Origin of the sequence: Streptomyces sp. NPDC096046, assembly GCF_040303285.1 — a bacterium.
Taxonomy (GTDB): domain Bacteria; phylum Actinomycetota; class Actinomycetes; order Streptomycetales; family Streptomycetaceae; genus Streptomyces.
Genome location: NZ_JBEOSZ010000002.1, coordinates 38,804 through 60,300, shown reverse-complemented (window position 1 = coordinate 60,300; position 21,497 = coordinate 38,804). Strand labels below are relative to the sequence as shown.

The 21,497-nt window shown below is 71.8% G+C and carries 22 protein-coding genes and 1 pseudogene; 13 read left to right on the top strand and 10 right to left on the bottom strand.

Annotation, left to right across the window (positions count from 1 at the left end; all coding sequences use genetic code 11):
- Positions 1-146 precede the first annotated feature (146 nt).
- From ABTX62_RS02680 to ABTX62_RS02665, 4 genes are all read right to left on the bottom strand, one after another.
- Positions 147-512, bottom strand: coding sequence for a hypothetical protein (locus ABTX62_RS02680; RefSeq protein ID WP_352114469.1), 366 nt, complete (start codon positions 510-512; stop codon positions 147-149).
- A gap of 25 nt (positions 513-537) precedes the next feature.
- Positions 538-783, bottom strand: coding sequence for a hypothetical protein (locus tag ABTX62_RS02675; RefSeq protein ID WP_352114468.1), 246 nt, complete (start codon positions 781-783; stop codon positions 538-540).
- Positions 784-1,063: 280 nt separating this feature from the next.
- Positions 1,064-1,342 carry an anti-sigma factor family protein gene (locus ABTX62_RS02670; protein WP_352114467.1) on the bottom strand — a complete coding sequence of 93 codons (279 nt, stop codon included), beginning with the start codon at positions 1,340-1,342 and terminating at the stop codon, positions 1,064-1,066.
- A 38-nt stretch (positions 1,343-1,380) separates the two neighbouring features.
- Positions 1,381-1,938: an RNA polymerase sigma factor gene (locus ABTX62_RS02665; RefSeq protein ID WP_352114466.1), complete on the bottom strand. Its 558-nt coding sequence runs from the start codon at positions 1,936-1,938 to the stop codon at positions 1,381-1,383.
- Positions 1,939-2,102: 164 nt separating this feature from the next.
- Here ABTX62_RS02665 and ABTX62_RS02660 point away from each other — a divergent pair, with 164 nt between their 5' ends.
- A complete protein-coding gene (locus tag ABTX62_RS02660; protein WP_352114465.1) occupies positions 2,103-2,414 on the top strand; it encodes an anti-sigma factor family protein in 312 nt (103 codons plus the stop codon).
- A 53-nt stretch (positions 2,415-2,467) separates the two neighbouring features.
- Here ABTX62_RS02660 and ABTX62_RS02655 read toward each other — a convergent pair whose 3' ends face one another.
- From ABTX62_RS02655 to ABTX62_RS02645, 3 genes are all read right to left on the bottom strand, one after another.
- Complete coding sequence (locus ABTX62_RS02655) at positions 2,468-3,547, bottom strand: methyltransferase domain-containing protein (RefSeq protein WP_352114464.1); 1,080 nt, start codon at positions 3,545-3,547, stop codon at positions 2,468-2,470.
- Positions 3,548-3,998: 451 nt separating this feature from the next.
- Positions 3,999-4,778: a TVP38/TMEM64 family protein gene (locus tag ABTX62_RS02650; protein ID WP_352114463.1), complete on the bottom strand. Its 780-nt coding sequence runs from the start codon at positions 4,776-4,778 to the stop codon at positions 3,999-4,001.
- The gene (locus ABTX62_RS02645) at positions 4,775-5,581 is read right to left on the bottom strand and encodes a class I SAM-dependent methyltransferase (RefSeq protein ID WP_352114462.1); all 807 of its coding nucleotides are present in this window, start codon (positions 5,579-5,581) and stop codon (positions 4,775-4,777) included. The genes ABTX62_RS02650 and ABTX62_RS02645 overlap by 4 nt, the downstream gene beginning before the upstream one ends.
- Positions 5,582-5,844: 263 nt before the next feature.
- Here ABTX62_RS02645 and ABTX62_RS02640 point away from each other — a divergent pair, with 263 nt between their 5' ends.
- Genes ABTX62_RS02640 through ABTX62_RS02605 form a run of 8 tightly spaced genes read left to right on the top strand, consistent with a single transcriptional unit; the run spans position 5,845 to position 14,264 of the window.
- Positions 5,845-7,254 carry a dihydrolipoyl dehydrogenase family protein gene (locus ABTX62_RS02640; RefSeq protein WP_352114461.1) on the top strand — a complete coding sequence of 470 codons (1,410 nt, stop codon included), beginning with the start codon at positions 5,845-5,847 and terminating at the stop codon, positions 7,252-7,254.
- The gene (locus ABTX62_RS02635; RefSeq protein WP_352114460.1) at positions 7,251-7,715 is read left to right on the top strand and encodes a MauE/DoxX family redox-associated membrane protein; all 465 of its coding nucleotides are present in this window, start codon (positions 7,251-7,253) and stop codon (positions 7,713-7,715) included. The genes ABTX62_RS02640 and ABTX62_RS02635 overlap by 4 nt, the downstream gene beginning before the upstream one ends.
- Positions 7,715-9,148, top strand: coding sequence for a radical SAM domain-containing protein (locus tag ABTX62_RS02630; protein ID WP_352114459.1), 1,434 nt, complete (start codon positions 7,715-7,717; stop codon positions 9,146-9,148). Before ABTX62_RS02635 ends, ABTX62_RS02630 begins: the two co-directional genes overlap by 1 nt.
- Positions 9,149-9,151: 3 nt before the next feature.
- On the top strand, positions 9,152-9,940 hold the full coding sequence (locus ABTX62_RS02625) for an MTAP family purine nucleoside phosphorylase (RefSeq protein WP_352114458.1): 789 nt from the start codon (positions 9,152-9,154) through the stop codon (positions 9,938-9,940).
- Entirely contained in the window at positions 9,937-10,611 is a 675-nt protein-coding gene (locus ABTX62_RS02620) for a TIGR04282 family arsenosugar biosynthesis glycosyltransferase (protein WP_352114457.1), read from the top strand. The genes ABTX62_RS02625 and ABTX62_RS02620 overlap by 4 nt, the downstream gene beginning before the upstream one ends.
- Positions 10,608-11,336: a TIGR04283 family arsenosugar biosynthesis glycosyltransferase gene (locus ABTX62_RS02615; protein WP_352114456.1), complete on the top strand. Its 729-nt coding sequence runs from the start codon at positions 10,608-10,610 to the stop codon at positions 11,334-11,336. Before ABTX62_RS02620 ends, ABTX62_RS02615 begins: the two co-directional genes overlap by 4 nt.
- A gap of 43 nt (positions 11,337-11,379) precedes the next feature.
- Positions 11,380-13,056, top strand: coding sequence for a radical SAM protein (locus ABTX62_RS02610; protein ID WP_352114455.1), 1,677 nt, complete (start codon positions 11,380-11,382; stop codon positions 13,054-13,056).
- Between the two features lie 23 nt (positions 13,057-13,079).
- Positions 13,080-14,264 (top strand): NAD(P)-binding domain-containing protein, encoded by a 1,185-nt coding sequence (locus ABTX62_RS02605; protein WP_352114454.1) that lies wholly within the window; start codon positions 13,080-13,082, stop codon positions 14,262-14,264.
- Between the two features lie 343 nt (positions 14,265-14,607).
- Here ABTX62_RS02605 and ABTX62_RS02600 read toward each other — a convergent pair whose 3' ends face one another.
- Together ABTX62_RS02600 and ABTX62_RS02595 are read right to left on the bottom strand one after the other, a co-directional pair.
- On the bottom strand, positions 14,608-15,783 hold the full coding sequence (locus ABTX62_RS02600; RefSeq protein WP_352114453.1) for a cation:proton antiporter: 1,176 nt from the start codon (positions 15,781-15,783) through the stop codon (positions 14,608-14,610).
- Between the two features lie 4 nt (positions 15,784-15,787).
- Positions 15,788-16,267, bottom strand: coding sequence for a cation:proton antiporter regulatory subunit (locus tag ABTX62_RS02595; protein WP_352114452.1), 480 nt, complete (start codon positions 16,265-16,267; stop codon positions 15,788-15,790).
- A 602-nt stretch (positions 16,268-16,869) separates the two neighbouring features.
- On the opposite strand from ABTX62_RS02595, the gene ABTX62_RS02590 reads away from it, so the two are divergent.
- The 4 genes and pseudogenes from ABTX62_RS02590 to ABTX62_RS02575 form a co-directional block, all read left to right on the top strand.
- Positions 16,870-17,310, top strand: coding sequence for a pyridoxamine 5'-phosphate oxidase family protein (locus tag ABTX62_RS02590; RefSeq protein WP_352114451.1), 441 nt, complete (start codon positions 16,870-16,872; stop codon positions 17,308-17,310).
- A 169-nt stretch (positions 17,311-17,479) separates the two neighbouring features.
- Positions 17,480-19,756, top strand: a complete 2,277-nt coding sequence (gene pflB / locus ABTX62_RS02585; protein ID WP_352114450.1) for a formate C-acetyltransferase — start codon at positions 17,480-17,482, stop codon at positions 19,754-19,756.
- Positions 19,753-20,511 (top strand): pyruvate formate-lyase-activating protein, encoded by a 759-nt coding sequence (gene pflA, locus ABTX62_RS02580; RefSeq protein WP_502997894.1) that lies wholly within the window; start codon positions 19,753-19,755, stop codon positions 20,509-20,511. Before pflB ends, pflA begins: the two co-directional genes overlap by 4 nt.
- 38 nt (positions 20,512-20,549) lie before the next feature.
- A pseudogene (locus ABTX62_RS02575) lies at positions 20,550-20,789 on the top strand (transposase); the annotation flags it as partial.
- 169 nt (positions 20,790-20,958) lie between these two features.
- Here the strand turns inward: ABTX62_RS02575 and ABTX62_RS02570 are convergent.
- The gene (locus ABTX62_RS02570; RefSeq protein ID WP_352114448.1) at positions 20,959-21,423 is read right to left on the bottom strand and encodes a pyridoxamine 5'-phosphate oxidase family protein; all 465 of its coding nucleotides are present in this window, start codon (positions 21,421-21,423) and stop codon (positions 20,959-20,961) included.
- Positions 21,424-21,497 lie beyond the last annotated feature (74 nt).

Here is a 21,497-nt window from a genome sequence, read left to right as displayed (position 1 = left end):
GTCTTTCCGTGCGCGGGCCGGGCTCGGGAGAATGTTCCACCAGGCGGCCCTGCTCGGCGACCGCGGTCTGACCGCGGCCGAGGCCGCCGCCAACTTCCTGCCACAGACCGCCGCCGCCCTGCTCGCCACCCTCGCCGTCGGGGCCCTCATCGACCGCCTCCCGCCCAAGGCCGTGTTGACGTCATGCCGGCACTGGTCAGGCCCAGCGCCGCATCAGGGGTGCGCAGGAGCGCGTACGCCTCCCCGCTGGCGTCGACACGCTCGGCGTCGACTCCGGGCAGAGGCGGTTCGGGCAGCCTCCTCACCAGTCCGAACTGGTACAGCGCGACCATCACGTACGCGGCTGTCGCCCCCGCGTTCAGGGCGTCGACGAGCCGGCGCTGTTCGAGGAAGTCCCCTGTGCCGAGGCGCAGATCGTCGCTGATGCGTTCGGCTGCGGCGGAGGAAGGCCGCCCGATGCCCGGCCGGGGGCGCGCCTGCCGGGCGGAGACCCCGCTTCGTTCCCGGTCCATCGCATCCTCGCCTTTCGTGGAGGTGTCAGGCGGGCACGTGCCCGCGGTGGTGTTTCATCAGGCCCGTCACCCGTGTCATCGCGTGCATGGGAGGCGCCGCCTTGCGGACGTCGCGCGCGGATGGGTCCGGAGAGGGGCAGCATGCGGTCCATTTCGGCGACGCCGCGGAGCATCGGCACCATGTGGCCCTGGTGCCCGCGGGGCGGTGCAGCGTGCCGTCGAGGTCGTCGACGGCGACCGGCCAGGGGAGTTCGTCGCGCTTCTTCGTCATGCCGGCTCACCTTCTCGTCGGAAGGGAGGTAGGACGCCCGCACGGTGTGGCTCACCGCGGGCGGGAAAGCCCCCACCAAGGGATGTCGCACTCCGGGGACCCGGTCGGCGTCTCTCCCCATTCCGTTGTGCAGATGATCCTGTGGTGGCCACGCAACTGGCGGCCCATGAGATGCGGTAGCGCGCAGCGGGTTCCCCACCGCACTCCCTTGACTCCTCCCGGGCGGGAACGGAGCGGGGCTGCTGCCGCCCCCCACCGCCACGTTGTCGCAGAGGCATCTCTAGGCGACTGGCGGGGGCGTCGTACCGTGCTCTGTGCCGTCGTCCCCGGCGGACGGGTCGCTCAGGAGCGATGCGCCGAACGCCTGCAACCGCTCCACCGCTCTCCGGTCGGGCTCCGCCCGGCGGGCCAGCGCGTCGTGGATCTCCTGGTAGACGGATGCCTCCAGCCCGCAGCGCCGGCAGTCCTCCAGGTGCTTGGCGACCCGGCGCGCGGTGATCTCGTCCGTTTCGCCGTCGAGGTAGGACTGCAGCACGCGCGCGACCCGCAAACAGTTCATCCGGCGCTCCGCCGCCGCACGCCGTCGCCATGGCCTCTTCACATCACACCTCGCTTCGGCGCCAGTCCTGCCGTGGCCAGCCGCGCCCGTATGCGTTTGCGCGCCCGGTGCAGCCTGCTCATCACGGTGCCTTCGGGCACATCCAGCAGGTGGGCGGCCTCCGCATAGGTGAGGCCGTCGATGTCCACCAATTGCACCACTTGGCGGTGTTTGTCGGGCAGCGCGCACAGGGCCTCGTCCACCACCTCGTCGAACGCCTCACCCACCACGATCTCTTCCGCCGATCCACCAGGGCCCGTGGAGCTGAGGCGGTCCAGATCGGTGTCCGGATCGTCCAGAAGGTGTGGACGGCGGCGGCGGTGCCGGTTGATCTCCGCCCGTCGCATGATCGTCAGCAGCCAGGCCCGTGGGTGCCTTCCGTCGAAGCCGTCGATGGCCCGATACGCGCGCAGCAGGGTGTCCTGCACGAGGTCCTCCGCGTCCGCGGGCTGGGAGGTCAGCGTCACCGCCACCCGCAGCAGTACCTCCACCTCCGGCAGCACGTGGGCGGCGAACGCCTGACCTCGCGGGTCCGCAGGGTCCGGTGGCGCTGTCACTTCGTCTTCCACACGGCGGAAACCCCTTCTGCCCGGACCCGCATTCCCTCTCCTACCGTCTTCTTGTGTTCCGAGGTCCCCTCGGGTGCCGCTGTGGTCGACGGCTGGGCGAGGAGCTCCGGGCAGGCTGGAATGCGGCGTACGACTGGAGGGGTTTCCGCTGCATGAAGAGGCAGCGCGTACCCGGGCCGGGGCGATGGTGCGCCGAGTGCCGGGAGAAGGTACGGCATGTGCGATGGCGCGGTGACGTGGAAGCCTACGCCGACGGGCAGCTCACCGGCGCGCACCGCATGCGGGTGGCCGCCCACATCGACCGCTGCTGGGCATGCAGCGGCACTCTGCAACTGCTGCGGCTGATCAAGGCGTCTCTCCGGGGCCATCCCCGGCGGACGCCCCCCTCCCTGGCATCGGCCCGGGTACGGCGCTTCGCGCAGCACCTGACCACGGCGCCGCCCCCTGACCGGTCTCGCCGTTGAGTGACACACCCGGCGAGCCGGTCGTCGTGACGGCCTCCCGGTGCCCCGGCTGGTCAGCAGCATCCCGACGGTGTGCCCGTGTCGGGTGCGGCGGCTGTGTCTGCAGGGGCGCAGGGGAACAGGCCGAAGTGGCGGTCCTTGTCGCCGGTGACGGTGAAGTGGTCCGCGTAGCGGGTGGCGGCGAGCATGTCGGCGGTGTTGCCGCAGACGAGCACCGGTTTGCCGGTGGGGAAGCGGTGGTGGTCGTCCAGGTCGAAGGCGTGCGGGTGCTCGGCGACGGTGCCCCGGTAGACGGCGGCCTGGCCGTAGTCCTCGCAGCGGTCCTCCAGGGGGAGCTTGAAGGCGCGGACGGTGCGGGAGGTGAAGGTGGCGAAGCCGATCTTCCGCTCGATGTCCGGGTCGCTGATCGTCACCGGGGAGGTGGTCACGGTACGGGCGTCCGGGCAGCCGGCGCGGTCCAGGATGCGGCGGAAGTCCTCGGTGTACAGGGCCCCGGCGAGGCATTCGCCGACGAGGACGGGGTCGTCGAGGAGGGCGGCGGGCAGGCGGCGGTCGGTGAAGATGTCGGAGAAGTGCAGTTCGCCGCCGGGTTTGAGGACGCGGAAGATCTCGGACAGGACGCGTGGCTTGTCCGGGGAGAGGTTCACCACGCAGTTGGAGACCACGACGTCGACGGAGGCGTCCGGGATGCCGGCCGTGGTCAGGTCCTCGATGTAGCCGTGGCGGAAGTCGGTGTTGGCGTACCCGAACCGTTCGGCGTGCCAGTCCTGGTGGCGGCGGGCCACGGCGAGCTGTTCCTCGGTCATGTCGACGCCGATCACCCGGCCGGTGGGGCCGACCAGCTGGGACAGCACGTACACGTCCCGGCCGCTGCCGCAGCCCAGATCGAGTACGGTGGCGCCCTTGAGAGCGGGCGGGATCGGCGAACCGCAGCCGTAGAAACGCTCCATGACCTCGTCGTGGACCTCGGCGAGAGCCGCGGCGATGTGGGGCGCCGGCGCCACGTCCGTACAGCAGGCCGAGGTTTTCAGGTCCGCGGAGGAGGCGAGGATCTTCCCGTAGTAGTCCCGAACCGATTCCGCGATGGACGTGCCGGGCGTCTGCCGGTCCGTGGATACGTCGATCGTCGTCATGTCTCTCCCGATGAGTGAGTTCTCGCGCACCGGCCGGTGGGTCGCCGGGCCGCGACGGAAACCCGCTGTGCCATGGTCGTCATTCCCTGTTTGCCGGCACGTGATCCGGGTGGTCCCGGGGGCAGCGCGGACGGCCGCGGGCCAGTGTCCGAGGAGACATGCCAACGGACGTGCTCGGCGGGCGTGCGGGAGGAGAAGCCGCTGGGGCCACCGCCGGGTTGCGGCCGCCGTCCGTGGCGGGCCCGGCGGTCCGGACGGCAGCCGGCCCGCCGTGCAGGCCCGACACCGATGGGGTGGGCAGCTTGCGCCACGTCAGCGGCGCCCTTCTCGCCTCCCGGCCCTCTCGCCTCCCGGCCCTCTTGCCTCCCGGCCCTCTTGCCTCCCGGCCCTCTTGCCTCCCGGCCCTCTTGCCTCCCGGCCCTCTTGCCTCCCGGCCCTCTCGACGGTGGAGTCACCGCGGTCCCTGAGTCGTCTGCCGGCCGCCGGCGGCTGCGCCGTCCTGCGTGGGCCGCGAGCGGATCAACCGTGCCGCCCACCAGCCGCCCGCGCTCAGCACCAGCAGAGCGCCCAGCGCGATCCACAGCCCGGGTGAGCCGGGGTCGCCCAGGGAGCCGCCGAGCCCGGTGTAGACGACGGTGCCAGGAATGATGCCCAGGGCCGTGGCGGTCACGTAGGAGGAGAAGCGCACGCCGGCCACCCCGGCCCCGTAGTTGACGACCGAGAACGGGAACAGCGGCACCAGCCGCACCACCAGAACAGCCGTGAACCCCCGGCGTGTCAGGTAGGCGTCCAGCCCGGCCAGCCGCCCGGAGCCGGCGTAGCGGGCCACCACCGGGCGCCCCAGCCAGCGGGCGAGACCGAATGACAGGGCCGCGCCCGCAGTCGCTCCCATGAGCACCGCGCCCGTCCCCATCGGCACTCCGAACAGTGCCCCCGCGGACGCGGTCAGTACCGAGCCGGGCAGCAGGGCCGTCACGGCCAGGGCGTAGCAGACCGCGAAGATCACCGGCCCCCACAGGCCGAGCGAGTCGATCCACTGGCGCATCTCGTACAGCAGGTCGGCACCCCCCAGGGCCGCCCAGGAGCCGAGCGCCGCCAGCACGACCATGAGGACGGCCAGCCGTACCCATGCCGCCCGTGCCGACCGCGGCGGCGTCTCGCCCGTCTCGGTTCCCGGACCGGTGCCGGACGGGGGATGCTCGGTTGCGGGTGTCGTGGCGGCGGGGTTCATATCGGCTCCTGTGACGGTCGGTCGGTGGGAAGGTCGGCCACCACGCGGCGCAGCGGCAGCTCCAGGCGTCGTCCCGGCACCGCCCACCGGGTGAGGGAGCGCTTGGCGGCCTGGGCGCGGTGGGCGGTCAGGCCGGGCAGATACAGGGCGTCGGCCAGCAGCGCCGCCGCGTCGGCCGAGGCGATGGTGAGGGTGAAGACGCGTAGCTCGTCGGAGCGGACGCGGAACCCCGCGGTGCGCAGCAGGGCGGCCAGTTGGTCGCGGGCCCGCGGGTTGGGCCACGGCTGGCGTACGGCGCGCAGGGCGGCCATCACCCGGAGCCAGCCGAGGGTGCCGGACGGGGAGAGCCCGGACTGGGAGGGCACCAGCGCCGCGAGCGTCCCTCCGGGCCGCAGCACGCGCCGGACCTCTGCGAGCACCAGAGGCAGAGGGGTGACGACCGGCAGACACATGGCCGCGCAGACGGCCCCGAAGCTCGAGGAGCCGAACGGGAGCGCGTCCGCGCCTGCCCGTACCAGCGGCCCGCGGCCCCGGCGCGCCGCTTCGGCGAGTTCTGCCGCGGACAGGTCGATCCCGACCCAGTCGGCGTCCGCCAGCTCGTCACGGGTGGGTGCCGAACCACAGGCCAGGTCGAGGACCGCGCCGCGGGCGCCGCGCAGCGGATCGGCCAGCCAGGCGTACGGGGAGATGTCCGCCAGGGCGAAGAACCGTTCGGTGACACCGGGATGCGCCTGGTGGTAGGCGGCGATGAAGCGCCGCCAGTCCGGTTCGTCCATCCAGCCCTCGTCTCTCTCGCACGCCACGGCCGCGCCCTGGCCCGTCACCGGGCGGATCGGGGAGCGGCACCGGAGGACGTGCCGTCGGCGGACCGCCCCGGGCGTCCGTCGTCGCCGGGAACCCTGCCGGGCAGGCCCCGCATTCCCTCTCCGCCACGCCGGATACGCGCAGATGACTCCGGACGGCCCTCCCGGCCGTAATCGTGTGATCGGAAAGGGGAAGGATCCGGCTGTGCCATCGGGTTCCCCGCATGTCCCACGACCGCCCACCGACCGGAGAGAGCCGCACCATGAGCAGGTACGACCTTGTGGTCATCGGCGGCGGAAGCGCCGGCCTCACCGCGGCCCGCACCGCCGGGCGGTTCGGCGCCCGCACGCTGCTCGTCGAGCGGGACCGGCTGGGCGGGGACTGCCTGTGGACGGGGTGCGTACCGAGCAAGGCACTGCTGCACGTGGCCGCCGACGTCCAGGCGGCCCGCCGCGCTGTCGGCTACGGGCTCCCGCCGGTGACCGGCCCGGCCGATCTGGCGGCGGCGATGGGGGAGGTGAAGCGGGCGATCGGCGCGATCGAGCCGCACGACTCCGCCGAGGCGCTCGCCCCGTACGGAGTCGACGTCACGTCCGGGGCGGCCTCCTTCACCGGCCCGCGAACCCTGACCGCGGGCGACCGGAAGATCTCCTTCCGGTACGCCGTCATCGCCACGGGGGCCTCTCCGGCCCTGGTGCCGATCCCCGGCCTGGCCGAAGCCGGGCCGCTGACCAGCGGCAGTGTCTGGGAGCTGTCCCAACTGCCGCGGCGCCTGGTGGTGCTGGGCGGCGGGCCCATCGGCTGCGAGCTGGGTCAGGCATTCGCCCGGCTCGGCTCGCAGGTCACGCTCATCGAGGCGATGGGCCGACTGGTGCCCCGTGAGGAACCCCGGGCGGCACAGGTGCTGCGGGAGAGGCTGGAGGCCGAGGGTGTGACCGTGCTGACCGGTTACCGCGCGGAGCGAGTCGCTGCCGGTGCCGTCCACGGGCCGGGCGGTCCTCTCCCGTACGACGCGCTGCTGGCGGTCACGGGCCGCCGCGCCAACACGTGCGGCCTCGGCCTGGAGGCGGCCGGCGTCGACCTGACCGACACCGGCGATGTCCGCACCGACGGACGGCTGCGCACCACCAACCACCGGATCTACGCCGCCGGCGACGTCACCGGCCGTTCGGCCTTCACCCACCTGGGCGGCACCCAGGGCGGATCGGCCGCCACCGACGCCCTCCTCGGCGTGCGCCGCCCCATCGACTACCGCGCGGTGCCCTGGGTGACGTACACCGATCCGGAGATCGCCCGCGTCGGCCTCACCGCCGACGAGGCGCGCGAGACGTACGGCGATGCCGCGCGCGTGCACACGCTGGAGAACGACCGGGTCGACCGGGCGGTCGCCGACGGACGCAGCGAGGGCTTCACCACCCTGGTGCTGGGCCCGCACGGGAAGATCGTCGGCGCCACCGTGGTGTCACCGAGGGCCGGGGAGACCATCGCCCACCTGGCGGCGGCGGTGCGCCGGGGCTGGACGCCCTCCGACTACGCGCGCACCGTGCACCCCTACCCCACGTACGCCGACGGGCCCTGGCACACGGCGCTGGCCGACGTCTACACCCGTCTGGCCCGGGGCAGCGGCCCCATCGGCGCGCTGCTGAAACTCCGCAGAAGGGTGATCCGGTGATCCTCCGCATCGTCCTGGGCCTACTCCTCGCGGCGATGGCGCTGGGCCAGCTCGCCTCCTTCGACGCGATGCCCGCCATCCTGACCGCCTACGGTCTGACCTCCGGCGCGGCCTCGACCGCCCTGGCCGTGGCGTTGATCGGCGCCGAGGCCGTGACGGCCGCCTGGTTCCTCGCCCGGCCCCGCTCCCGCGCCACCACGCCCGTCTGGCTGTACACGGGTGTTGCGGCGGTGTGGACGGTGCCGGCCGCCCAGGCATTCGCCCGCGGACTCGCCCTCGACAACTGCGGCTGCTTCGGCGCTTACCTCGCCCAGCCGCTGCGCTGGTACGTCCTCGTCGAGGACGCCCTGATGCTGCTGTACGCCGGGCTGCTGTGGCGCGGAACGCGCCGGGCCGGGCCCGCCTCGCCCCACGCCGCAGCCGCCCCCGTGGCGGCCCGAACCCCGCGGGAGAACCACTGATGCGGCTCATCGCGGCACTGCGTGCCCTGGAACGAGCCACCCGACCCTACGACCCCGGGTTCGCCGCGGCCATGGAGCGCCGCTGGGCGGAACTCCCCGAAGCGGTCAGGACCCCTGGCCAGGTTCTCGGCCGGCACGGCGTCGGCTGCGAGGGCACCCACGGGGTCTTCCCCAAGTGCAACCTCAAGTGCACCCCCTGTTACCACTCCCGGGACGCCAACCAGGTACGCGTCGACGGCCCGCACACCCACGAACAGCTCACCGCCCAGATGGGGTTGCTGCGGGAGCTGCGCGGTCCGCGCGCCCACACCCAGCTCATCGGCGGCGAGGTCAGCCTGCTCACCCCGGACGACCACGCCACCGCGCTGGCGATCATGCGGGACCACGGCCGGGAGCCGATGAGCTTCACCCACGGCGACTTCGACTACCACTACCTCGCCCGGCTCGCGCTCGGCCCGGACGGCACACGGCGGTTCGGGCGGCTGTCCTTCGCCGCGCACTTCGACAAGTTCATGTACGGCCGGCGCGGCATCGAGCGCCCCCCGAGTGAGAGGTCGTTGAACCCGTACCGCGCCCGATTCGCCGCCATGTTCCGCCGTCTGCGGCGCGAGCACGGGGTGCGGTTCTTCCTCGCCCACAACATGACCGTCACGCCGGGCAACCTCGACGAGGTCGCGGGCGTGATCCGCGACTGCCACGCCATGGGCTACGGCATGTTCTCCTTCCAGCCCGCCGCCTTCCTCGGCGACGAGCGCCGCTGGAAGGAGAGGTACCGCGAGGCGACCCCGGACGCGGTGTGGGCGGAGATCGAACGCGGAACCGGAACCCGGCTGGACTACCACGTCTTCGAGAACGGCGACGTGCGCTGCAACCGCACCGCCTACGGCTTCTACGTCGGCCGCCGCTGGTATCCGTTCCTCGACGGCGACGACCCGCGCGACCTCGCCGTACGCGACGCGTTCTTCCGCTGGTTCGGGAAGGTGACCTTCACCGGCACCCCACCCGCCCTCCTCGCGGCCAGGGTGCTTCGGGTGGTGGCCCGCCACCCGTCCACCGCCGTGACGGCGCTGCGCTGGCTGGCCCGCACCGCCCGCCGCGTCGGTTGGATGAGGCTGGCCCGCCACCGGATGCGGGTGCGCCCGGTCTCGTTCGTCATGCACCAGTTCATGGACGCCGATGTCGTCGCCCCGGCCTGGGAGTTGATGCAGCGGGGCGAGCAGGCCACGGAGCCCCGGCTGCGCGAGACGCAGGAGCGGCTGGCCGCCTGCCATTACGCCATGGCCCACCCGGAGGACGGCACCGTCGTTCCCGCCTGCGTGCAGCACGCCGTCCTCGACCCGGCGGAGAACGCGCAACTGCGCACCCTGCTGCCCATCGTCGAGGTCCGCACCACAGCCGACCGCTCGTCCGCAACGCCACCGAAGGAGAAGTAGTCCATGCGCATAGGTGTGATCACCGGCTCCGGCAGCTACGACTGGCCGCACCTGGAGGGGGCGGTCGGGCGGACCGTCACGACGGACCACGGCGTGGTCACCGTCACCGAGGGACGCCTCGGTGACGCGGAGATCGTGCACCTGTCCCGGCACGGCTCCGGGCACCACCGGCTGTCCAGCCAGGTCGACCACAAGGCGAACCTCGCCGCCCTGCTGGCGAGCAAGGCGGAGGCCGTGGTGTCCTTCACCGTCTGCGGCTCCCTCGACCCGAACCTGCGGCCGGGCTCCCTGGTGGTCTTCGACGACCTGTACTTCCCCGGCAACCGGCTGCCCGACGGCACCGCGTGCACCTGGTACGACACCCCCGGCGAGGCAGGGCGCGGCCACTGGATCTTCGACCGGCCCTTCAGCGAGCCGCTGCGCCAGGCGCTGATCACCGCCGCCGAGCAGACCGGTGTGCCCGTCGCCACGCGGGGCGTGTACGGGCACGTCGACGGCCCCCGGTTCAACTCACGCCCCGAGGTGGCCGCCCTGGCCGCTGCCGGGGTCAGTGCTGTCAGCCAGACCGCCGGCCCGGAGGCCGTCCTGGCCGGGGAGGCCGAACTGCCCATGGCGCTGGTCGGTTTCGTCACCGACTACGCCAACGGCGTCGCCGCCGAACCGGAACCGGTGCAGGCGCTGCTGGACCGGATGGCGGCGAGCAAGGAGGTCTTCGCGTCGCTGGCCGGGCACGCGCTGCCCGCTCTGGACAGCCTGAGCGGGGCCGGTTTCGTCTACCGGTTCGACGCGTGAAGACCCCCGCCCCCACGGGAGCCCCCGCGATCCTGGTCATGGCCAAGGCTCCCCGGCCGGGCACGGTCAAGACCCGGCTGCATCCGCTGCTGGGCCCGCGGCGCTGCGGGCAACTCCAGGCCGAACTCATCCGCCACACCCTGGAACCGGCCGCCGCCCGCACCCCGCGCACCTACCTCGCCTACGCCCCGGCCGACGGCGAGGACGGCATCAGCACGGCCGTGCCCACCGGCGTCCGGGTGCTCCGCCGGCGCGGGGCGGACCTCGGACAGCGCCTGGCCGCCGCCGTCACCGACGCCTTCACCGACGGCGCGGGCCCACTGCTGGTCATCGGCACCGACGCGCCGACCCTCACCGGCGACCACCTGACCACCGCGTTCACCGCCCTGAAAAGCCACGACGTGGCACTGGGCCCCGCGCTCGACGGCGGCTACCACCTGATCGGCCTGCGCGCGCCCCACACCTCGCTCTTCGCCCTCGATTCCGACGCCTGGAGCACGGACCGGGTCCTGGTGGCGACCCGCGCCCTCGCCCGGCGCGAAGAACTCAGCGTCGGACTGCTGCCCGCGCTGCGGGACCTGGACACCCCCGAGGACGCCGCCGCGCTCCTGCCGGATCCCGCGCTGCCCGCCCCCGTCGCCGCCCTGTTCCAGCCCGGGGAGGCGCCATGACACAGGTGTCGATCATCGTCCCGGTGCTCAACGAAGAGGCCACGATCCGCAGCGCGTTGAGCCGCCTGTGCCGGGACTTCCCCGACTGCGAGCTGATCGTCGTCGACGGCGGCTCCACCGACGCCACCGCCGAACTCGCCGCATCCCACGCCACCGTGATCACCGGTGAGCGCGGCCGGGCCAAGCAGATGAACGAGGGCGCCCGGCACGCGTCCGGCGACATCCTGTGGTTCGTCCACGCCGACACCGCCATCGACCCCGACGCCCTGCGCCAGATCCGGGCCGCGCTCGCCGACCCGGTCGTCGTCGGAGGCGGCCTCACCCTCCGCTTCGACCGCCGCGCACCCGGCCTGAACTACCTCGCGTGGACGTCCAACGCCCGCGCCCGCCGCCTGCACCACATCTTCGGCGACCAGGCCATGTTCATCCGCCGCACCGTCTTCGACGCCCTCGGCGGCTTCCCCGACCTGGCCATCATGGAGGACCTGGAGATGTCGCGGCGCCTGCACCGCCGCGGCCGACTGTGCCTGCTGCCCGCGACGTCGACGGCCTCCTCACGCCGCCTGGTCGCCCACGGCACCTGGCGCATGATCGCCTTCATGCAGTACCTGAAGCTGCTGTACTTCGCCGGCGTCAGCCCGGAAGCCATCCGCGCCCGCTACACGGCAGGCCCCCGCCTCCTGCCGTCCCGACGCCCGAGAGCGGCACGGACCGGCCGCACCTGAACGCCCCTCTCCCCGTCCCTTCGACACCTAGGAGACCGACCCCATGCGCATCGCCGTCTGCGGAGGGCCCTACGGGAACCCCTACGCCCTCCAGGCCTTCGTCGACGACGCCCGCGCCCGGGGCGCCGAGCGGTTGTTCTGCCTGGGCGACCTCGGCGGATTCGGCGCAGACGTCGACGCCCTGTGGCCGATCCTCACCGACAACGGCATCGAGTGCGTCGCCGGGAACTACGACGTGGCCATCGCACGCGGCGACACCGACTGCGGCTGCGGCTACCGCGACCCGAAGGACAACGAGTACGCCCAGCTGATCTACGACCACACACTCGCCACCACCGGCCGCGACTTCGCCGCCTGGATGGGCACCCTGGCCACCGAACACCGGGAGAGTGTCGACGGCGTGGACGTCCACATGGTCCACGGCTCGACCCTGGCGCTGAACGACTTCTGGTGGGAGTCCCTCCCCGAGGAACAGCACCGCCTGCGAGCCGAGGCGTCCGGGGCCGACGTCGTCCTGTGCACCCACAGCGGCCTGCCCTGGCAGCGGCGCATCGGCGACACCCTCGCCGTCAACGTCGGCGTGCTCGGCAAACCGGCCAACGACGGCCGCCGCGAGGTCTGGTACGCCCTCCTCGACCTCTCCGACGGGCACGCCACCGCCGAGCTGATCCCACTCTCGTACGACTGGCAGGCGCAGGCCCGCTCCATGCGCGCCGCGGGGCTCCCCGAGATCTTCGCCGAGACCATCGAGACCGGCTGGTGGACCACCTGCCTGGAGATCCTGCCGCCGCGCGAGCGCTCCCGCGGCCGCTACCACCTCTACCGCTCCACCCTGCCCTCCGGCTTCCGGCCGGCGGACGACGGCTGGGGCGAGACCACGCCCCAGGCCCTGCAGGGCGACCGGCCGGTGGTCCCGCTGTTCGGCACCCCCTACTTCCCGTCCCGGCTGTGGATCTACACCAACTTCCACTGCAACCTGGCCTGCGACTACTGCGCCGTCGCCTCCTCCCCGAAGGCCGCCGCCCGCACCCTGCCCGACCACACCTTCCGTGCTCTCGTCGACGAGGCCGTACAGGCCGGTTTCACCGAGCTGTACCTCACCGGCGGCGAACCCTTCCTGCACCCGGACATCGTCAACCTCCTCGACCACGCCTCCGCCCGGCTGCCCACCGTCGTGATGACCAACGCGATGCTCTTGCGAGGCCGCCGCGCCGCCGGCCTCGCCGACCTGGCCGGCCGCAAACTCACCGTCCAGACCTCCCTGGACGGCGCCACCGCCCGCACCCACGACCTGCACCGCGGGGCGGGGTCCTGGCTGCGCACCATGGACGGCATCCGCCACCTGATCGACCTGGGACTGCCCCCACGTGTCGCCCTCACCGAAACCGAGGACAACACCCACGAGATCCCCGCGGCCGCCGAGCTGCTGGCCGGACTCGGCCTGCCCGCCGATCACTTCGCCGTACGTCCGCTGCTGCGCCGCGGCTTCTCGGAGACCGGAGTGGAGATCGGCGAGAATTCCAGCATCCCCGAACTGACCGTCACCGCCGACGGCTTGCACTGGCACCCCGCGGGAGCCGACCTCGCCACCAGCCCCGACCTGCACCTCGCGCCCGCCGGAACGTCGCTCGCCCTGGGCAAGCAGCTGGTCACCGAGCGATTCTTCGCCGCCCGCCTCACCGACGGCACGCTTCCCCGCCCTGTCCACTGCGCCATCTGAGCCGCACCGAAAGGGAGTTGACCATGCAGCGACACGTCGCGATCCTCGGGGCCGGACCCGTCGGGCTCGATGCCGCCCTCGCCTGCGCCAACGCGGGATGGCCGTTCACCGTCTACGAGGCCGCGGACCTCGTCGCCGCCCACGTACGGGCCTGGGGCCATGCCCGCCTCTTCACCCCGTGGGACCTCAACGTCTCCCACCGGATGCGGACCCACCTGCCGGACGCCCCGACCGGCGACTACTGCCCCACCGGGGCCGAACTGGCGACCCGACTCCTCGACCCGGTCGCCGTACTGCCCGCCCTTGAAGGCCGCATCCGGTACCGCACCCGCGTCGTCGCCATCGCCCGCACCGGCCTGCTCAAGCACGAGCAGATCGGCACCGACACTCGCGCCGCCGCCCCCTTCACCCTCCTCCTGGACACCCCCGACGGCGAGGACACCACCGAGGCCGACCTCGTCCTGGACTGCACCGGCACCTACTCCCACCCCAACACCCTCGGTCCCGGCGGCATCCCCGCCCCCGGCGAACGCGCCCTCGCCGAGCGCATCACCCGCACCCTCCCGGACACCGGCGACCCCGCCCGCTGGGCAGGAACCGTCCTGCTCGTCGGCGCCGGAAAATCCGCCCAGACAGCCGCCCGCGACCTCGCCGCCCTGCCCAGCACCCGCGTCGAGTGGGCGGTCCGCAGCCCGGCCCCCGACTGGGGCGCCGTACCCGACGACACCCTGCCCGGCCGCCAACACCTCGTGGACACGTCCCAGGCCCTCGCCGACGGCACCCACGACCGCGTCACCGTCCACACCGGCGCCCACGTGGCGGCCCTGCGACGCGCCGGCGACCGGGTGGGCGTCACCCTCACCACCGCGAGCGGCCCACGCGAGATCGTCTGCGACCACATCGTGGCGCTGACCGGGTACACGGGCGACGCCTCCCTCTACCGGCAGTTGCAGGTCCACGAGTGCTACGCCACCGGCGCCCCCATGAACCTCTCCGCCGCCCTCCTCGGCTCCGCGGGCGGCGACTGCCTCGCCCAGCCTTCCCTCGGCATCGACGCCCTGCGCAACCCCGAACGGCACTTCTTCATCCTGGGCGCCAAGTCCTACGGACGCCTCAACACCTTCCTGCTGCGCACCGGTTACGAGCAGATCGACCAGCTCACCGCCGCCTACGCCGAAGAACCGGAGCTTCTGCCTGCCGGTACGTGATCACCGGTCACACACCTTCCCGATGCGCCGGTTCCAGCGTCGGCCAGGAAGGGGGACACGCGCAGGCCGAGAGGTCGTACACCATGGCAACCACCGTCCCAGGCATCCCCGAGAACCGCCGTCATCCCGCTGCACGCCACCTGGGCCCCGGGACCGGTGCCGGGGGAGGCATCGGCCCGGGCATCTGGACTGGAAGAAGCCCGGCTTCTGCGGCGAGTACGACACCAGGAGGTTCTTCGTCTGCTGGTGGTACGGCGCTTGCGAGCCCCTGAACCGCAGTGATGGTGCAAGAAGCGGCCTTTGCGGCTCGGTTGGCGGCGCCGTCACGGGCGCCACGGGGCCGTCATCCGATCGGAGTGCCGCGCCCCGGTGAGCGCTCCGCGGCCGGTGAGCGTGCTCCGGCGAATCGGGTGATGACGGGGCCGGTCACGGCGAGAAGGAGGACATAGGCGGCCACTAGGGCGCCGAGCCGGTCATGACGCGTGCCCATCAGCCCGATGATGACGATGGAGAACTCGCCCCGGGCGATGAGCGCGGTTCCCGCCCGCAGCCGTCCCCGGCGTCCCGCGCCCTCGCGGCGTGCCGCGTACCAGCCGGACGTCAGTTTCGTCACGGCGGTGACCGCGGCCAAAAGCAGGGCGGCGGGAAATACCGGAAGCAGAGCGTCCGGGCGGATGGACAGGCCGATGGCCAGAAAGAAGACCGCGGCGAACAGGTCCCGCAGCGGGCTCAGCACCTTTCGCGCCCGGTCCGCGGCCTCACCCGTGAGCGACAGCCCGATCAGAAAGGCGCCGACTGCCGCCGAGATGTGGACTGCCTCGGCCAGAGCGGCCACGACCAGCGTCGCGCCGAGGACCCGCAGCAGCAACTGCTCGGCGTCCGGGTGCGACAGCAGCCGTCCCAAGTGATGTCCCCACCGGTAGGACAGACTGAGGGCGGCCACCACGGCACCGAGGGCCAGCAGTACTCCCAGCAGGGCCTGCTGCCAGGTTCCGCCGGCGGCGACGACGGCGAGCAGCGGGAGGTACGCGGCCATCGCGAAGTCCTCCAGCACCAGCACGGACAGCACCGCCGGGGTCTCCCGGTTGCTCATCCTGCGCAGGTCGCCCAGGAGCCGGGCGATGATGCCGGAGGACGAGATGTAGGTCACGCCGGCGAGCGCCAGGATCCCTGCGGCGTCCAGCCCGAACAGCCATCCCGCCACCGCCCCGGGAACCGCGTTCAGTACGAGGTCGACCACCGCCGAAGGAAGGTGGCGGTTCAGGCTGACCACGAACTCCGGCACCGTGAACTCAAGACCCAGCACCAGCAGCAGGAGGACCACCCCGATACCCGCGCCGGTCTCCACGAACTCCCCGGCCGCCGGCACCGGGGCGACGCCTCCCTCGCCCAGGGCCAGCCCCGCCAGGAGATACAACGGCACCGGGGACAGCGCGAAACGTCGCGCCAGCGCTCCGAGCAGGCTCAGGGCGGCGAGGATGATGCCCAGCTCCAGTAGCAGGGCGACTGAGATCCGCATCCCGTCAGCCCCGGACGAGTCGTTCCACCGCGGTGATCCCCTCGCGGGTCCCGATCACCACCAGGACGTCGCCGGACTGCAACACGGTCTCCGGACCCGGGGAGGGGATGACGTCCTCACCACGGACGATCGCCACGACCGACGCACCCGTCCGTGTGCGAGCCCTGGACTCCCCGAGCGGACGGCCGGCGAACGGAGTGTCCGCGAGCACCTCGACCTGTCCGGCGCTGAGACCGGGAACCTCTCTGGTCAGATCCGCGAACCGTTCGGCGATGCGTGGAGCGCCCAGGATCTCGGCGAGGACGTCGGCCTCCTCGCCGGTGAGCCGGAAGACCGCCTTCGCCTGGTCCGGATCCACGCCTCCGTAGACCGCCAGTTCGAAGTCGCCCGATCGCCGTGCCACCACGCCGATCCTGTCGCCGTCCTGATTGACGAACTCGTAACGCAGCCCCACCCCGGGGAGCAGCACCTCGTTGACGTCCACCCGTACCCTTCCCGTCCGTCTTGAAGTCGTTGTCGCGCGTCGGTTGCTCGGCCGCCACGCAATCGGTATTCGGCATACGCGGGCGCCGGCTCAAGCACCGGACCCGCATACGCGAGCGCGCCGGTCACTCTTCCTGCCATCGGGCACGTCGGTACAGGGCCGCTCGGCCCTGTACCGACGGCGGGACGGCCTCCGGGCGCGGACTGCGGGGTCACTCCGGGGCGGCGTGCCGACGCATATGCGTGGCGCTCCCTGCCGCCGTTCAGGAGAGAGCGACCTCGAGGCGGTGGGTCGCCTCCCAGGCGACCGGCTTCATTGACCAGGGTCGACTGGCCCGACGGACACCGATCACCTCTCTTGGTCCGTGCGGTCAGGGGGCGGATCTGGTGTGCCTTTCGTGCTTGGGCAGAGCAAACCCCGAGGGACAGCGCTCGTCCGGCTCCTGGACGGGCCGGGTCGGCCTGACGGATGCCGACGGGCGTAGTGGCACCGCAGCGAGGGCCGCTCTCAGGCACAGGTGGGACTGATGGCCTCTGACCTCCTCCGCCGGTGCCACGGACGATGGAGTGCCAGCGTTGCACTGCGTGAGGGACGGACTGGCTATGTATCCCGACGATGGTTTCCGCGAACTCGGTCGGCAGGAGTGTCTGGGTCTGCCGGCGAAGGTGTCGGTCGGCCGCATCGTGTACACACGGCAGGCCCTGCCCGCGGTCCTGCCGGTCAACTTCTGTCTGGACGACGACGGTGCGGTGCTGCTGCGCACCTCCGCGGCTTCCGAACTGGTCCGTGCCGTTGATGGCGCGGTGGTCGCCTTCGAGGCGGACGAGGTCGACGCGGTCGCCCGGGCCGGCTGGAGTGTCGTCGTGACCGGGCGGGCGGCAGTGGTGCGCGATCCGGCCGAGCGCGAGCACCTGAACAGGGTTGTTCCCTGCTCCTGGGTCCCTTCGCCCGTGGAGGTCTTGGTGCGTGTCGAGCCCGAGCTGGTGACCGGACGAGAGCTGATCGGCGGACGCACGCTGTACGGGGTGCAGCTCTCCGCCTGACCGGCACCCTGCCCAGAGGGCCGAAGGGCCCCATGGCAAAGGGGCCGGACGGTCGCGGTGACGGGTTCCTGGCGGCCCTGCCCCGGACCACGGTGGGCGACGAGCATCGTCGGTGGAGCCGAACCCGGAGATCCCGTGGACGGTGTCGTGAACGCATGTGGAGGCAGTGATGACGGTGGCACCCCACGCAGAAGTGGCCCAGACCGGCGTAGACGCACCCGCAGAAGCGTGGCGCCGGTTCGCCGGGGCGCGGTGGCGCGAGCAGGTCGACGTGCGGGACTTCATCCAGGCCAACTACACGCCGTACGAGGGCGGCTCGGAGTTTTTGGCCGGTCCGACCGGGCGCACGCTCGCGGTCTGGGACAAGGTCAGCGCCCTGTTCCCCGAGGAGCGGGAGAGGGGCATCCTCGACGTCGACACGACCACCCCGTCCACGATCACCTCGCACGCGCCCGGTTACATCGACCCCGACCGTGAGCTGGTCGTGGGCCTGCAGACCGACGCCCCGCTCAAGCGGGCGATCATGCCGAACGGCGGTCTGAGGATGGTCGAGAACGGGCTGGCGGCGTACGGCTACGAGGTCGATCCGTTCGTGACGGAGGTCTTCGGTACCTACCGCAAGACCCACAACGACGGCGTGTTCGACGCTTACACCCCCGAGATGCGCGCCGCCCGCAAGGCGGGGATCATCACGGGGCTGCCGGACGCCTATGGCCGTGGCCGGATCATCGGCGACTACCGGCGTGTCGCGCTGTACGGCACAGCCCGGCTGATCGAGGCCAAGCGGGCCGAGCGCGCGCTGCTGGACGCGCAACCCTCCAGCCAGGACGTCATCCGGGACCGTGAGGAGCTGGCCGAGCAGATCCGCGCACTGGGGGAGCTGGCCGAGATGGCCGCCTCGTACGGCTGCCATGTCACCCGCCCCGCCGCCACCGCGCACGAGGCCGTCCAGTGGCTCTACCTGGGCTTCCTGGCCGCGGTGAAGGAGCAGAACGGTGCGGCGATGTCGCTGGGGCGGACCTCCACCTTCCTAGACGTGTACCTGCAGCGGGACTTGGACGAGGGCCGTATTGACGAGACGCGTGCTCAGGAGCTGATCGACGACTTCGTGATTAAGCTGCGGATCGTGCGGTTCCTGCGCACCCCGGAGTACGACGCGTTGTTCTCCGGCGACCCGACCTGGGTGACGGAGTCCATCGGCGGGATCGGCGCCGACGGACGTCCGCTGGTCACCCGTACGTCCTTCCGCTTCCTGCAGACCCTCTACAACCTGGGTCCGGCCCCTGAGCCCAACCTCACCGTCCTGTGGTCACCCCGTCTCCCCGAGGGTTTCAAGAAGTTCTGCGCCCAGGTCTCGATCGACACCAGCTCCATCCAGTACGAGTCCGACGAGCTGATGCGGCCGCGTACCGGCGACGACACGGCGATCGCCTGCTGTGTGTCCGCGATGGCGGTGGGCAAGCAGATGCAGTTCTTCGGGGCCCGGGTCAACCTGGCCAAGGCGCTGCTGTACGCGGTCAACGGCGGCCGGGACGAGATGACCGGCGAGCAGATCGCGCCGGAGACGCCCCCACTGACGGGCGAGTGCCTGGAGTATGACGAGCTGTCGGCGGCGTACGACCGGGTGCTGGACTGGCTGGCGCAGACGTACGTCGACGCGCTCAACGTCATCCACTACATGCATGACAAGTACGCCTACGAGCGCATCGAGATGGCGCTGCACGACTATCCGGTGCACCGGTTCATGGCGTGCGGCATCGCGGGCCTGTCGGTCGCCGTGGACAGCCTGTCCGCCGTCAAGCACGCGCGCGTGAAGGTCTTCAGGGACGCCACGGGCCTCGCCGTCGACTTCCGGACCGAGGGGGAGTTCCCCGCGTACGGCAACAACGACGACCGCGCCGACGGCATCGCCGTCGATCTGGTGGAGTCGTTCATGGCCAAGGTGCGCAAGCACCCCACCTACCGGGACGCCGAGCACACCCAGTCGGTGCTGACCATCACCTCCAACGTGGTGTACGGCAAGCACACCGGCAACACCCCCGACGGCCGGCGCGCGGGTGCCCCGTTTGCGCCCGGTGCGAACCCGATGAACGGCCGCGACCGGCACGGCATGGTCGCCTCCGCGCTGTCGGTGGCGAAGCTCCCGTACGAGGGCGCCCGCGACGGCATTTCCCTCACCTCGACCGTCACGCCCGAGGGCCTCGGCCACGACCCGGCCGAGCGTGCCACGAACCTGGCAGGCATCCTCGACGCCTACATGGCCTCCGGCGGCTTCCACATGAACGTCAACGTGCTGAACCGGGCGACGCTCGAGGACGCCATGGAACACCCGGAGAGGTACCCGGAGTTGACGATCCGGGTCTCCGGATACGCCGTCAACTTCGTCCGCCTGACCCGCGAGCAGCAGCTCGACGTGATCAGCCGCACCTTCCACGGAGCACTGTGAACACCGTGACGCAGCTCGCCGCCGGACAGGTCTCGGGCCGGATCCACTCCTGGGACCTGTCCACCGGCGTGGACGGCCCAGGCACGCGGTTCGTGCTGTTCACCAGCGGCTGCCCTCTGCGCTGCCTGTACTGCGCCAATCCCGACACCTGGCACATGCGCGACGGGCGGGAAGCCACCGTCGACGAGGTGATGGCCGAGATCGGCAAGTACCGACCCTTCATCACCACGGCAGGCGGGGGAGCGACGCTCACGGGAGGTGAGCCGCTGCTCCAGCCGGCATTCACAGGCGCGGTGCTGCGCCGCTGCAAGGAGGCCGGCCTGCACACCGCCCTGGACACCTCCGGCTTCCTGGGCGCTCGTGCGACCGACGAACTGCTCGCCGACACCGACCTGATCCTGCTCGACATCAAGTCCTTCGACGTTGCGACCTACCGGAAGCTCACCGGCGGCTCGCTCGCCCCCACCCTGAGCTTCGCCACGCGGCTGGACCGGCTGGGCGTCCCGGTGCACCTTCGCTACGTTCTGGTCCCCGGCTGGACAGACGACCCGGAAGCCATCGACGGCCTGGGCGCGTTCCTGGCCGGGCTGGGCAACGTCGACCGGGTCGACGTCCTGCCGTTCCACAAGCTCGGAGCCCACAAGTACGACGCCCTCGGGCTGCCCTTCCCTCTGCGCGACACCGCCACGCCCGCCCCGGAGCTGACCGAGCGCGTGCGTGAGCAGTTCAGGGAGCACGGGCTCCGGGCCCTGTGACCCTGGCGTGGTGCGGCCCCAGGATCGGTCAGCTCCTGATCCGCCGCATCGTCTGCGCGACGAACGCGATCGAGTCGGTCAACGCCCGTATCCGCCGGGCGGTCAAGGCCCGCGGGCACTTCCCGAACGAGCAGGCCGCGTTGAAGTGCGTCTGCATGGCGATCATGTCGCTCGACCCCACGGGCAAGGGCCAGGCCCGCTGGGCCATGCGCTGGAAGACCGCGCTGAACGCCTTCGACATCACCTTCGACGGCCGCCGCTCCGCAGCCCGTCAGTAACCATCAACCCCGGTTACACCGCTCGTTCGACAGACCCTGCAATCGCTCTACATATCCACCCGGGATCGGTTGCCGGAATCGCAAGAGAAGTGAGGAGCCTCCTTCCCATCCGGTGGCGAGCTCGGCAGGAGTCCGCGGAGCCCTGCCGCGGTTCGCTGATCCGTCGGGGTCAGGCGCTGACGGGCTCGTCGGCGGCGGTGAGCCGTATTCCCGTGACCAGGTCGGGGTGGATGCGGACCGCGTAGTCCATGACGTGTTTCACCCAGGGGTGGAGCAGCCTCTGGTAGCGGGCCAGTTCGTGGGGGTCGGTGATCAGGCGGGCGTAGCCGGTGACGACCACGCTCCAGCCGAGGTGGGTGTCCGGGTCGATGGTGTCGGCCTCGTAGGCGACGACGACGCCTGAGCCGTTCGCATGGCGGGTGTGCGAGGTGATCGCCGAGCCTTCGTGGGTGCGGATGATGATGTCGCCGTCGTCGAGGATGTGGTTGACCGGCCTGATGGTGGGGAGCGCGTGCTGGGTGAAGACGATCCTGCCCAGAGAGACGCTGCCCAGGAGTCGCAGGGCTTCGGCGCTGTCGAGTTCCACGCCGTGCCGTGGTCCGGTGGTGGAGGGCGGGGCGTTGTCGGTGGTCATGGCGGGTTCCGTAGGGGTTCGTCGCTCACTGCGTGGGTGCTTCGGTAGCAATGCCGTTGCCGTGACGGCGCTGG